The sequence below is a fragment of the Mycobacterium sp. GA-2829 genome, assembly GCF_001499965.1.
Taxonomy (GTDB): Bacteria; Actinomycetota; Actinomycetes; order Mycobacteriales; family Mycobacteriaceae; genus Mycobacterium.
In genome coordinates, this window is sequence record NZ_LQIT01000014.1 from 23962 (window position 1) to 36862 (window position 12901).

Genomic DNA, 12901 nt, shown 5'->3' on the forward strand with positions numbered 1-12901 from the left:
TGATGACCCATCATCCCACGAACTGACGCCGCGGGAGGTAGATACGGGGTGGCCGATCTAGAGGTACTCGGAACCGCCGTCGACGTTGAACAGCACCCCGTTGACGTAGCCGGCGCGCTCGGAGACCAGGAATGTGATGGCATCGGCGATGTCATCCGGGCTGCCAGCCGGGTTCCCCAGGTGGCGTGGTGCCAGCCGGCGTTGGCATCGATGAAATAGTCCTCTTCGCTGCCACCGGTCTCGGCCATCCACCGCTGGGACTTGACCCCGTGTGTTGGACACGTTCAATCCCAGGAATGTCCTGGGGGAAGCGAGATGATCCAACCCGATGGCAAGGAAAAATTACCCCTATGAGTTCAAGCGTGACGCGGTCGCGCTGTACCGGGACACCGAGGGCGCGACGATCACGCAGATCGCTGCCGAGCTCGGTGTCAGCGAGGCGACGCTCTCGGCGTGGTGCAAGTCGGCCGGGGTGCCGATTCGGCACCGCCGCGGTGTCGTCGTGGCCGAGCCTGCGCTAGGGGCGGAGAGCCCTGAGCAGGAGCTGGCCCGCCTCCGCAGCGAGGTCAAGGCGTTGCGCGCCACCGAGGCTCGGTTGTCCACCGAGCGTGACATCTTGCGTTCGGCGGCGAAGTATTTCGCCGGGGAGACGAATTGGTGAGCCGCTTCCAGTTCGTCGCCGACCACACCTGCACGCCTTCGAGGTGAAGTGGCTCTGCGCCGTCGTCGAGGTTGCGCGTTCGTCGTTCTACGCCTGGTTGGCCGGTGCTGACGGTCGAGCGGCCCGCCAGGCCGCTGACGAGGCGCTGGGCGCCCGTATCCGCACCGTCCACGACGAGGACAACACCTACGGGGCGCCGCGGATTACCGCCGAGCTCAACGACGGTGTTCCCGACGGTGAGCGGGTCAACCACAAGCGGGTGGCCCGGGTGATGCGCAGCGCGGGGATCGCCGGCTATCGCCGCCGACGGCGGGTCCAGCCGACCGTGGCGGACCCGGCCAGCCAGAAGGTCCCCGACCTGCTCAAACGCGACTTCACCGCCGCGCAGATCAACACCCGCTACGTCGGTGACAACCTACTTGCCAGTGGCGACCGGCGGCAACCTGTACCTGGCCACGGTGATCGACTGCTGTTCACGGCGAGTCGCCGGGTGGGCGATCGCCGATCACATGCGCACCGAACTGGTCACCGATGCGCTCAAAGCCGCTGCTGCACTGCGGGGTTCACTAGCCGGTGCAATATTCCATGCAGATCATGGAATTCAGTACACCTCAAGGGATTTCGCGAACCTCTGCCGCGATCTGGGGGTCACCCAGTCGATGGGCGGGGTGGGGTCAAGTGCCGATAACGCGTTGGCCGAATCGTTCAACGCCGCCCTCAAACGCGAGATCCTGCAAAACCGTGACTGCTGGCCACACGGCGGCCTGCCGCCGCGAGGTCTTCCGGTGGCTGGCCCGCTACAACACCACACGACGGCACTCCTACTGCCGTCATTCCAGCCCCGCCACCTACGAAAGGAACCTGACGCCAGCTACGCTGCCCGAAGCCGCATAACCACAAATCCCGTGTCCACTACATGGGGGCAAGGCCCCCACGACCGTTCGCCGCCGCCATCGCCGCTGATCGTCCCCATCCGCGTAAGCGCAACGACGCATTCCACGTACATGGCGGTCTCACCGCGGGACACTAGGAAGTCCGGCTGTCGAGTGGTCGTTAACAGAGCGGGGTGGATGGCTACGTCGTAACCCAGTCGGCGAAAGAGAGTGTAAACGTACAGTTCCCACCACGCTCCATAATGCTGAGCGGCGTCTGAGTCGCGAAAGCGGCCTCGCAGATCAGTCTGAGAAGCCTCCGGGTAGTCGCGATACCAAGCGTCTACCAGCTCGCGAACCCGCTGCCATTCCGGCGTTGCCACACGATTCAGAAAGCTGAACGAGTCTTCGGTGTGCAGGGCCGGCGAACGGTCGCGTCGTTCGATGTCGTCGAATATCGTACTCATGAAGCGGGATTGAAGGGCCGCAGGTAATACGCGGTCACTTCGTCGTCGCGGGTGACCCTTTTCGCGGGCAGAACGGCTTCACTGAAGACAACGGTGATCTCGGTCGCGTCTAATATCCAGCCCGACACCGACTTGATGCGAGGGGCGTGCTTCTCGTGCGGGAGGTCAAACAAGTGCATATAGACATCGACGCCCTCAGAAATCAGGCCGTTGACCTGATCGAGCTCGTCGATTGTCAGGCGTTGAGCGATCAGGCGAGGGGTTAGGTCGCCAGGTTGGTCGCGGTCATGGGCGCATCATTGCACGGCATGGATCCCATCTGCTGCCTTAACTCAGACAAAGCGGTTGCGGTAGTGACAAGAACTCAGCTCCTACTTCTGTGGTGCTGACGAGCGATCCGCCCCACCTGGCGTCGAAGAGACGGCCCGCCGCCCTATAGGTGAGGAAGGCAGAGGCAGCGGGCCGGGCAATTGATTGGACGTGGGCTACTGCGGCTTCGTTCCCGGAGGCAGTTGTTGATCATCGAGGACCAGAATTGCATGCCTGCCAAGCCAGGTTCGGTGACCGCCGTTGCCATCGCTCTGACGGTCGGTTATCGGGCTCGTCGGCACCGTAACCGCAGCTCGCCACGCTTGACACTGACACATCGCGTACGACTTCACTATTGGTGGCGTCAGGTATTGTGGTCACCGGAAGCTGTCTTCCTAGGAATGTTTCCGCACCCGGACCTACTGCGCGTTTATTGCGCGGGAGCGACGAGGGGCGCCCTATTACCCATGCTTACTGCGGCCGCACACCCCTTCCGTTACCAGCTGATGCACACAGACTCGGAACACACACTCAACCCCCCGTCCAGCCCTGCTCCTGCCGGAACGCCACGATCGCGATGTCGAGGTTCCACAGCACCGTGCTGACCCGCACCGACGTCGGTGAGGTCTGCACGAACCGCAGATCCGGCGCCGGCCCGCGTTCGGCGCGCCCGAGGGTGATGACGGTGGACGCCAATCCGGCCGAGGGCGGGGTGCTGGCCCGGTCGTTGACGATGATGCTGGGCACGAAGTCCGGCGCGCGGCCGCGGTCCATCACCGCGATCATGGGCTGCGACAACGCTTCCCACCGCCGTGGCTGACTGGTGTAGATCGCGATCCGCTCCCCCACCGCCGCGGCCCGCACCAGCAACTGCCGGATGTAGAAGTCGCTGGTGTCCATCACGATCCGGGTGGCGCGCTGCGGATCGGTGAGCGACCACATGATGAGGTCGTCACGCTGGATCGGCGGTCGCGTGCGCGGATTGTCTTGCTGCGCAGCGCCGACCAGGATGCCGGTCGACCCGATCGGAATGGCCAGCTCCCCGGGATCATCCTCCAAGGCGCGTTCCGGGAGTCGCAGCCGCGGCCGGGCGGTCGGCGCGGCGCGCAGGGCGGCCGCGAACTGGTCCCCCGGCAGCGTGTTCAGGCACAGGGTGGGTGGCTGTTGCGGGCGCTGCGGCTCTTCGGTGCGCACCATCGCCGACACCATCACCGGCCCACTGCCATCGAGGTTGGCGCGCCGCTTCTTGCGCAGGCTGATCAGCTGCACCACGTGATCGCTGCGCAGTGACCACATGTGGTTGAGGTTGGCGGTGGTGATGTCCTCGGGCGAGTAGTAGTAGGTCGTCAGGTGCCCGGGATGGGCGTTGACGGTGTGCCATCCGACGTCCACGCGCCGCGCCGGACGACCCGCAGCGCCACCGGCAGTTCCCGTACCCCCGACAGCGGCGCCGGCCAGTGCCGGTGTCCGCACGCCGTCCTCGGCGTCCGGAGTCTCCGGCTCGTCGGCCTCCGGGGTGGGCGGCTCCGGCGCCTCGGCCAGCCCCGCGCCCAACTCGTCCAACGCGGCATCCAACTCAGCCGCGTTGAGCGCACTGGCGCGAATCCCGCGCTGCAGCAACGCATTGATGATGCGTTCGGTGGCGGCGGCCGCGGCCGCGCCGACCGACGTGCGGTACGCCAGCCCGGGCACGGAGTCGACGAGATCGACCCGCACGATGAGCCGCGTGGTGCGCTGCCCGGCGGCGGGCCGGTCGGCCAGCAGCGTCGAGTACAGCGGCGGATACCCGCTGGCGCGGCGCACCCGCTGCCCGGAGGACACCACGTCGATCCCGGCCAGCCGCAACACCCCGGGCTGATCGAGCAGATCAGTGAGCACCTGCAGCGGAAGCAGATTCGTCGTCAGCGACACCGTCGACCCCCGCAGGAAGGTCGGCTGGTACGCCCGCCCCGTCACCTCCACCATCGTGATTGCCTCGTAGGCGTCGGTGCGCACCCCGCACACCAGGTTGCCGTGCGGCACGTCGACCGCGGCCGCCGCCTCGACCGGCCGCGACCGCACCCGCCGCCAACGCCGCAGGGCAGCAACCCATTGCGGCAGGTTGCGGCGATGCACGGTGATCAGCATCAGCACCACCACGACCGCGGTGACCGCAGCCGGGATGTACCAGCCGGGCCACAGCCGCGGCAGCAGGCTGAACGCGGCCAGCGCCACGATCTCGCCGGTGATGACGACGGGCAGCGCCGCGCGCACCCCGACCGTGCGGGCCTTCACGACATCCTCCGGCGCACCGCCACGATCCCGAACACCACAGCGGCGGCGAGCAGGACCCCGCCCGCGCCGATCAGCGCGGTGTGCTGGGGCCGCATATCCGGCCCCGGCGGGGGCGGGGGCACGTAGAGGTCGGTGGTGAGCCGCTCGGTGGGCTTGGCCTCCCCGGGCGAGACGTCGAAGGTGAGCGCGGCGACCGGGTCCACGACCCCGAAGCCGACCTGGTTGTCCACCCCGCGGGCCGGGTTGTGCGCGGTCTCGGTGATGCGGCGCATCACCTGGCGGGCGGTCAGTTCGGGGAACTTGGCCCGCACCAGCGCGACGACCCCGGAGACATAGGCGGCCGAGAAGCTGGTGCCCCACAGCCCCGCCCCCATACCGGGATCCTTGTCGGGCAGCGCGTTGACCGCCGCGCCGTTGGTGTTGGACAGCCCCATGATCCGCCAGCCGGGCGCGGCGACCGACACCCACGGCCCGTTGATGCTGTCGGGCAGCGGCTGCCCGTCCGGCGTGACCGCCCCGACGGTGAGGACGTAGTCGGAGTACCAGGCGGGGGTGACGATGGTGCGCACCCCGGCCCAGTCGCGGGGATCGTTGGGGTTCAAGGCATTGAACGCCGGGTTCTGCCCGCAGTCGTTCTGCGATCCCGCCGCCGACCCGCCCTTGTTGCCGGCGGCGGCGACGATCACGACGTCCTTCTCGACCACCGCGTAGCGCACCGCAGCACCCAGAGCGTCCTGGTTGATCGGCGCCGCGGCGTTGATGCACGACGCCAACGACACGTTGATGACCTTCACGCCGAGGTCGGCGGCGTGCCGGATCGCCTTGGCCAGGCTGTTGACGTCGCCGGCCTTGCGGCGCTGCTCCATGTCCTGGGCGGTCGGCCGGGCTGGGCCGAACGCCACCGAGGACTGCCGGATCGAGATGAGGGTGGCGTCCGGGGCCACCCCGACGACCCCGTCCGGCCCGCCCGGCGGCGGGCCCGGCACCAGCGGCTGCGGCCCGGCCGCGTCGCCGGCGGCCGGCGGCGTGCCCGGCGGCGGCGGTGGCGGCGGCTCCTCAGGCGGCGGCGGAGGTGGAGGCGGTGCGGTCACAGTGACCGTCGACGGTTTCGGCGGCGGGGGCGGCGGGATCGTCGGCGCCGGGTTGGCGGGCACCTTCCCCGGCGGCGGCGGGGCTCCCACCCCGGCTGGCCGCGGCGTGGGCCGGTCGGCCGGATTCGACGGCGCCGCACCGATGATCGAGGCGACGATGGTGCCGTGGCTCTCGCAGTCGCTCAGCCCGCCGTCGGCGGCCCCCATGATGTAGTCGCCGCCGGCGAACAGCGCCGGGAACCGCGGGTTCGGGGTCACCCCGGTGTCGACGATCGCGACGCTGACCCCCGCCCCGGTCGAGTACTGCCACGCACCGGCGATGTTGAGCATCGCGTTGCCCGGCGGAGGCTGCGCCACGTCGGGGTCACCGACGACCACCGGTGACGCGCACACCCGGTTTTGCTTCATCTCCTCGGTGGGGCCGGGGGTTTCGTCCGGCGGCAGCGCGCCCGGGTCAATGACCGGCGGGGCCACCGCCAGCGCGGCGGGCGGGGCAGCCAGGTTGGCGGTGAACAGTGCGGCCGCGCCCAGGGCGGCCGCGACGGCGCGGGCCCGCATCAGTGGTACCTGACGTACTGCAGCAGCCCGATCGCCCAGGCGGCGAACGGCACCACCAGCACGATGAGGATGTACTCGAGGAACTCCACCACCTGACGCACCGGCGGGGAGAAGATGTGCGACGGCACCGTCGCGCCGACGACGAGCCCGGCCAGCGCGACGGCCAGTACCCCGGCGGCCGCGAACAGACCGGTGGCGGTGGCATCGGGTGCGGCCGCGAGCCCGTAGTGCGCGGGCACGCTGATCATCGCCAGCGACGCCGCGCACACCACGGTGATGGCGTGCTTGCGGTCCCGGAACGCCCTCGCCCGCAACACCAGGATGAGCGCGACCACCGCGACCACCGTCACCGGCGGCCACTGGCTGCCCGCACCCGGGGCGACGGCGAACCACGCGGACACCAACCCAACGGCGCCGGTGCCCAGCAGCACCCCGGTGAGCACCCGGTTGGAGCGGCGAGCCACCTCGGCGACCTGCTCGCCGCTCAACGTCACGTCGTGCGGCGCCGACTCCACCGGGGACACGGTGTCCTCGGGCTGTCCCGGCGCCCGGCTGAACAGGTCCCGGCCGGTGATCGACCCGAAGCTCTGCCGCGGCACCTTCGCCATCCACAGCCCCAGCGTGGGGGCGGCCCGCGCGGCGATGAGCACCGCGATCAGCATGACGATCGCGATCCGCTGACCCGGCACGTCGAAGAACATCCGCACCGTCGCCGTACCGAACCCGGCCGCCGCGACGGTGACGATCAACGCGGTCACCGTCTGGTAGCGGCCGGTGGCCCGGGCCAGGCCGAGCACCCCGATGACCGCGACCAGCGACGCCAGGAACGCATGCGGCGCACCAGGACTCGCGCCGTGCGGGCCGGTCCCGGCGGCCAGCACCGCCGCCGCCAGACCCGCCCAGGCGCTGCCGTCGACGATCACCCGCGGCGCGCTGGTCCGCGCGCACACCACCGCCGCCACGATCAACGCGACCGCCGTCGCGGCGAACACCACCGTGGGCACCCAATTGCCGTCGCTGGCCCAGCGCAGCCGCCACACCACGATCGACGCGACCGCCAGCGCGGTCGCGGTCAAACCGGCCGCGACCATGACGGCGTCGCGCGCCGACACGACCGGGAAGTGCTCGGACGCCCACCGGGCCAGCGCGGTGGAGACGTTCTCGATGTTGGGGCCGTAGCGTTCGGCGACCCGCACCGGCGCCAGCGCGAGGAGTTCACCGTCGTTGACGCCTTGGGCGGCCAACGACAGTTCCGGCGCCAACGCCGTCATCCCGGCCACCCGGGCGAATTCATAGGCCGCGCGGGGCAACTCGTCCTCACCGCGGGTCCGCAAGATCCGGTTGACGGTGTCGCGGGTGGCGTCGGCCAGCGCCGACAGCGGCACCGCCGCGGGCAGCACCAGGTCGATCTGGTGGGAGTCGCCGACGAGCACCGACACCCGGCACGACGACGGCACCAGCGGCGCCTCGGCGGGCAGCAGACCGGGCGCGGACTGGGCGGGGCGCAGTGCGGTCATCGGCGGTCCTGCGGGCCGTCGGTGGTGGTCGGGAAGTGTTCGGCGATCGCCGCGGCGATCTCGATGAACCTCCGCCGGGTGACCGCGTCGAGTTCGTTGTCCACGTCGATCACCCCGCCCGGGCGCAGGTGCGGATCGAACGGCACCTGCACCACGACTTGACCGCGGCTGCTGAACTGCTCGGCCAGATGCGCGCGCGTCTTCTTGTCGACGTGCCCGTCGGAGTCGTTGATCACCACCACCGTGCGGTGCAGCAGCGCGGTGAACCCCTTGTGCGCCAACCAGTCCATGGTCTGGCCCGCTGCGGCGGCGCCGTCCACCCACGGCGAGGTGACCACGATCAGCGCGTCGAGGTCGCGCAGCACCTCGGCGGTGACGGCGGTGTCCATCGCCGACCCGCAGTCGATGATCGACAGCGTGAAGTGGTTGTCCAGCCGCGCGGTCGCCGCCCGGTAGATGTTGGGGTCGATGACCCGTCGGCGGGCGGTGGCCATCTCCCCGGGCAGCACGAACAGCCCGGCGGCGTTGTTGCCCACCCGCGAGCGCACATCGGAGAACGTGTGCAGGTGCTGATCGGCGGCCAACTCCCAGTAGGAACCGGCGGCGTTGGGGTCGATGCGGCTGCCCAGCTTGCCGAACGCGATGTCGGCGTCGACGGCCACGACCCGGTCATCCTGGCGCAGTTGCGCGAAGATCGAGCCGACACACGCGGCGACGGTGGTTTTCCCGGCGCCGCCCTTGCCGACCACACCGATCTTGTAGTGCCCACGCAGCAGCGACCGGATCTTGGTCTCCAGTTCGGCCAGGCGCCGTTCGTCGGGGGAACGGCCGAGGTTGATCAGCTTGAAGGACCCGCGGTACACCACCCGGCGCCAGCCGCGCCCCGGCGGGATCTTGCGGGTGGGCACCAGTTCGCTGGGCCGGATCTGCTCGACATACGACCAGCTGCCCGCCCCCGGTGCGGTCATCGGAGGTTCGGCGTAGGGCTGCGGCTGGCCGGGCTGCCCGGGCGGGTACGGCGGCGCGGTGGGCGGGCGCTGTTGCTGTTGGACCTCGGCGCCCCACGGCGCCGGCCGATGCCCGGGGTTGACGAGATACGAGGGACGGGAGGGGATTCCGGGCGGCGCGGGCTGGGTTGCCGAGCGCGGCGTGAAGGTGGTCGCCTCGTCGGCCTGGGGCCGCCCCACCCCGGGGGGGCGGGGGGTAAAGGTGGTCGCCTCGTCGCCGGGCCGCGGCGTGAATGTGGTGGGCCCGTCGGCGGGCCGCGGCTGCGGCGGCACCGCGCGCCGGTCGAACGCCTCGGTCGCAGCGGTGCGTTCGGCGGGCTGCGAGGCGTGCATGGGTGGCGTGGCGATGGTGCTGCGGTCGAAAATGTCGGTGTCCGACGTCTTCCCGGCCTCTTCCTCGGGCGCGGGTGGCGCCGACGCCTCGACCGCGCGACCCTGACCGGGCACGCCAGCCGATAGCGCGTCGACCCCAGAACCCTCTGGCACCAATTCTGACGGCCGCCGGCCACTCACCGACCCCCCACCCGGCGTCGTGATCGGCGGCGCCACAGCGTCGGTGCGCTCGGCGGACTCAGCCGCCTCGGGCGCCTCGGGCGCCTCGGGTGACCCGTCGCGCGTCGGCGCGCCCGCCTCGTACTGGCGGCTGAGGTACTCGAGGACCGAGGGTGGGCGGGCCGGCCCGGCGTCAGGACCGGTCGGGATGTCCGGCGGCACCGGCGCCCCGGTCGGCGGCGTCGGCTCGCCGCGGTGTGCGCCGGCCTCCGGGGCCGCGGTGAGGTCGCTGTTGTTCTTCTCGGTCACAATCCACTTCCTATCGCGAGCGTGTCGTCGTTCTCGCCGTCGTGCGGAAAAGTCAGAGGAGGCATTACGATCCGCCCTGCACGGGTAGCGCTTCGGCGCCCACCACCGGCGCCAGCGAGTCGTGCTGGGTCAGTGCGTCCTGCCGGCTCAGTGCCGGTCCGGGAGCGAACACCCGGATCAGCGGCCACGGGGCCTGTGCCGCGTTGGCCGGCGCGACGCCGAGGGCTTTGAGCGACTCGTCGTTGAGTTCGAGCCCGTAGCGCACCCCCTGGTCGGAGAGCCACCACAGGGATTCGCGGCTCCCCGCGGTCGGGGCGGCGCTGGTCACGGTGACCAGGTTGGTGGCGCCCCTGCCGATGTACACCTGGTCGGCTTCCACCGCGTTGGGGTCGCGCACATCCTTGATCAGCCGCAGCACCTGGTTGTCGGCGCCGACCGGGATCGGCAGGCCCTGGCCGGACAGCACGGCGATGTCGGCGGACCGGTCGGTGGCGCCCTTGGCCCACGTCAGGCACGTGGTGCCCTCGACGGTGGTGTCGACGAGCTGCAGCCGGGTGCTCGGATAGAACGACACCGGCAGGCTGTCGACCACCGGCAGCGGCGCGAGCTTGTCGGGTGCGACCGCGATGGGTGCGACGTCGCCGTACGAGTTCGCCGACCGCAGCAGCGTCGCCACGAACGGCGAGATCCGTTGGATCCCGTTCGGCAACACCACATACAGCGTGGTGCCGCCCTGCTGCTGCAGGTCGCGCGCCTCGAGCACCGAGCCGATCACCGCGCCCGGTGCGATGTTCCACGGGGCGGGTTCCCCGGCGCGCGGCACCGCGGGGATCACCAGCGGATCGGTCGCCGGGATCGCGTCGAACAGCGCCTTGGACAACGGGATCGGTTGCGGGGACGCTGAATCGACACCAAGGGCCAGCGCGACAGCCTTGTTGCCGAGGTCGATCTCGGAGCGGTGCCCGTCCCAGATGACGTAGGACTTCCCGTTGTAAGTGGCCAGGATGGCGCGCGGCATCGCCAACGGCGCCGAGCGCTGTCCCACGGTGAGCGGCCCCGCGATCGCCGTGACGACCGGCGTGGTCCCGGCCGACTTGGTCGGGGTCGCTACCGGCGCGGTGTCACACACCGTCCACTGCGAGGCGCCGCCGCCGCGGATGGGCATCGCCGCGGGGGCGCCGACGATCCCGACTGTGGGGCCCTGCGGGTACTTTGCCAGCTCATTCGCCTTGACGAAGGTCGGGTTGTTGGCCTGCCCGGCGACGAGGCGGGCGCTGGTCAGGTTGAGCGCCGGGTGCAGCCGCCCGTCCACCAGCACATAGATTGCGCCGGTGTCGCGGTCGGCGAGGATGTCGGACTTGCCGACTTGCCCTGCTGGTTTGAACCATGACAGTAGGAACATCAACGCGACCGCCAGCAGGGTGAAGGTGAACCCCAAAATCAGTGCGGCACTGCGGCGTTGCTCGGGATCGTATTCCAGGCGCACCCCGTGGTGGCTGAGCGCGGCGGCGTTGCGACGGTTCCAGAAGTAGTGGGCCGTCACTTGCAGCCGCGACGTGAGGTTCAGCGCCATGGAGCAAACCCTACCGGCACTCCGGTACCCAAATCCGCACTAATTTTCACACCCCCGACATTCGTGATTGAGCAGGTCAGGCGCGCCCGTTACGCCGCCCGCGGCGTGGCCAGCAGATCCGCCAGATCGGTTTGCAGCGCATCGCGGTGGGTCGGCCAGATGCTCATCCATTTCTTGCCGTCGGCCGACGCCGTCGTGCTCAAGCTGACCCGGCCGTACTCGGTGTCGGCGACGGTCAGTACCCGGTCGTGCACCGTATAGCTGATGCCGTGGTCGATGACCGACACCACCGCCATCGCCGATTCGTCGGGACGCGCTGCCGCGGCGACGATCTCGGCCTGGGCGGGTTGCAGGCCCAGTCGGCCCATGGCGGCGATCACGGCTTGGCGGCCGTGCCCGGCGCAGCGCTCCATCGTGGTCTGCAGCAGCTCGGCCGGGATGTTGATGCCGTCGATGTCGGCAGGCGGGGCATCGCCGAACGCCGCGAGAATCGGCTGGCTCATCAATGCCATTTGTGTTGCAGGGTCGTCGGATTCGCCCACGGCGTCGATGACCATCTCGTGGCCGTCACGGGCGATCATCGCCATCCAGCGTTTGTGTCGGCACACCACCAGCACTCGCTCGTGCACGGTCGGGGTACGGCTGCCGTCGGCGTTGGTGAGTTCGCCGTCCGGGCGCCGCACCACCAGCATGACCTGCCGATCGGCACGCCCGATCACCGTCATCCAGTCACGGACGACGTCGTCGACACGCCCGCGGTCGTCGATGACGCCGGCGTGGGCCAGGCTCAGGTACTCCGCGGTCTGCTGCAGGGGCACCGGGCCGGCGGTGGTCTCGACCACCAGGTCTTGATGCACTGAGGGAATGAAGGGCTTGAGCCGCAACGCCGTTGGCATCGACTCGATACCCAGCAACGCCTGCAGCGCCCACACGCCCTCGACGGTTGTCGTCAACGGCATCAGGTCACCTCCTCCGAGGGGTGGTCACGGCGAAGTGGGGGCCAACCGGGCGGCTGACCCCCACTCGGGGACGGCGTGAAGCCGCAAGTGCTCTAGATGGCGCCGAATGAGTTGCCGGCCGAGATGTCGCGGGCGGTGAATTCCTCCGAGGAGGTGTTGACCGCGTCGCCGTGGCGGAAGATGACCTCTTTGCCCTGCTGGATGCCCTCGTTGATCATCTGCTGCACCTGGGCGTAGGACACCGACGCGTTGTCGGTGGAGAAGTACTCGCTGATCCCGCCGAGGATGTTCATCGCCTGCTGGGCGATGTCGTCGAGCTCGCTGCTGTAGGTGCTCAGCCCGTGGGTGTAATCGGCGAGGCCGGCCTTGTCGTACTTGATCATCGGATCAGACATGAAAGTTCTCTTTTCGTGTGAGGGGTGGACGGGTGGTTAGGTGAAGCGCAGATCGCTGGCGACGCTGGCGATGTTCGAGGCGTTCTGCGAGTCCTGGTCGACGAAGCCGGACGTGCTCTCGCGCAGCACCTGGATGACCTGATCCCAGCGGTCGGAGATCTTGTCCTGCGCGTTCTTGATCTCTTCGGCGGTCACGACGTTGGTGCCGCCCGCGCTGCCCTGCAGGACGCCGCTGGAATGCACATCGGTGCTGTGGTTCATGTAGCGGTTGAGCGTGTCGATGGCGCGGAACTTCAGCTCGTCGAGCCGGTTGGCCGTGTCGTAGAGTTCGGATTCTCCAACGCGGTTCTGTGTCATGGTGTGGTCCTTCAGTCGTGGTGATGAATGGCTGTCTTCGACTCTAGGGGCACCGAAAGG

9 protein-coding genes and 1 pseudogene are annotated in these 12901 nt (G+C 69.5%); 1 reads left to right on the forward strand and 9 read right to left on the reverse strand.

Annotated elements, in window-relative coordinates:
* Positions 1-57: 57 nt before the first annotated feature.
* Positions 58-282: an SDR family oxidoreductase gene (locus AU194_RS32990; protein WP_369804075.1), complete on the reverse strand. Its 225-nt coding sequence runs from the start codon at positions 280-282 to the stop codon at positions 58-60.
* 46 nt (positions 283-328) lie between these two features.
* Between AU194_RS32990 and AU194_RS31130 the strand changes: the two are divergent.
* Positions 329-1555 (forward strand): annotated as a pseudogene (locus AU194_RS31130) (IS3 family transposase).
* Positions 1556-2840: 1285 nt separating this feature from the next.
* Here the strand turns inward: AU194_RS31130 and eccE are convergent.
* The 8 genes from eccE to AU194_RS10705 form a co-directional block, all read right to left on the reverse strand.
* Positions 2841-4583: a type VII secretion protein EccE gene (gene eccE / locus AU194_RS10670; RefSeq protein ID WP_059089215.1), complete on the reverse strand. Its 1743-nt coding sequence runs from the start codon at positions 4581-4583 to the stop codon at positions 2841-2843.
* The gene (gene mycP, locus AU194_RS10675; protein ID WP_059089216.1) at positions 4580-6232 is read right to left on the reverse strand and encodes a type VII secretion-associated serine protease mycosin; all 1653 of its coding nucleotides are present in this window, start codon (positions 6230-6232) and stop codon (positions 4580-4582) included. The genes eccE and mycP overlap by 4 nt, the downstream gene beginning before the upstream one ends.
* Positions 6232-7749, reverse strand: a complete 1518-nt coding sequence (gene eccD / locus AU194_RS10680; RefSeq protein ID WP_059089217.1) for a type VII secretion integral membrane protein EccD — start codon at positions 7747-7749, stop codon at positions 6232-6234. The genes mycP and eccD overlap by 1 nt, the downstream gene beginning before the upstream one ends.
* Positions 7746-9557 carry a chromosome partitioning protein gene (locus AU194_RS10685; RefSeq protein ID WP_369804076.1) on the reverse strand — a complete coding sequence of 604 codons (1812 nt, stop codon included), beginning with the start codon at positions 9555-9557 and terminating at the stop codon, positions 7746-7748. Before AU194_RS10685 ends, eccD begins: the two co-directional genes overlap by 4 nt.
* Positions 9558-9621: 64 nt before the next feature.
* Positions 9622-11130, reverse strand: a complete 1509-nt coding sequence (eccB, locus tag AU194_RS10690) for a type VII secretion protein EccB (protein ID WP_059089218.1) — start codon at positions 11128-11130, stop codon at positions 9622-9624.
* An 89-nt stretch (positions 11131-11219) separates the two neighbouring features.
* Entirely contained in the window at positions 11220-12089 is an 870-nt protein-coding gene (locus AU194_RS10695) for an ESX secretion-associated protein EspG (protein WP_059089219.1), read from the reverse strand.
* Between the two features lie 92 nt (positions 12090-12181).
* Positions 12182-12484 carry a hypothetical protein gene (locus tag AU194_RS10700; RefSeq protein WP_059089220.1) on the reverse strand — a complete coding sequence of 101 codons (303 nt, stop codon included), beginning with the start codon at positions 12482-12484 and terminating at the stop codon, positions 12182-12184.
* A 36-nt stretch (positions 12485-12520) separates the two neighbouring features.
* Entirely contained in the window at positions 12521-12841 is a 321-nt protein-coding gene (locus AU194_RS10705; RefSeq protein ID WP_059089221.1) for a hypothetical protein, read from the reverse strand.
* Between the last annotated feature and the right edge of the window lie 60 nt (positions 12842-12901).

Coding starts and splice junctions, on each gene's coding strand:
- mycP (WP_059089216.1), bottom strand. CDS start 6,232: ATGCGGGCCCGCGCCGTCGCGGCCGCCCTGGGCGCGGCCGCACTGTTC.
- eccD (WP_059089217.1), bottom strand. CDS start 7,749: ATGACCGCACTGCGCCCCGCCCAGTCCGCGCCCGGTCTGCTGCCCGCC.
- eccB (WP_059089218.1), bottom strand. CDS start 11,130: ATGGCGCTGAACCTCACGTCGCGGCTGCAAGTGACGGCCCACTACTTC.
- AU194_RS10695 (WP_059089219.1), bottom strand. CDS start 12,089: ATGCCGTTGACGACAACCGTCGAGGGCGTGTGGGCGCTGCAGGCGTTG.
- AU194_RS10700 (WP_059089220.1), bottom strand. CDS start 12,484: ATGTCTGATCCGATGATCAAGTACGACAAGGCCGGCCTCGCCGATTAC.
- AU194_RS10705 (WP_059089221.1), bottom strand. CDS start 12,841: ATGACACAGAACCGCGTTGGAGAATCCGAACTCTACGACACGGCCAAC.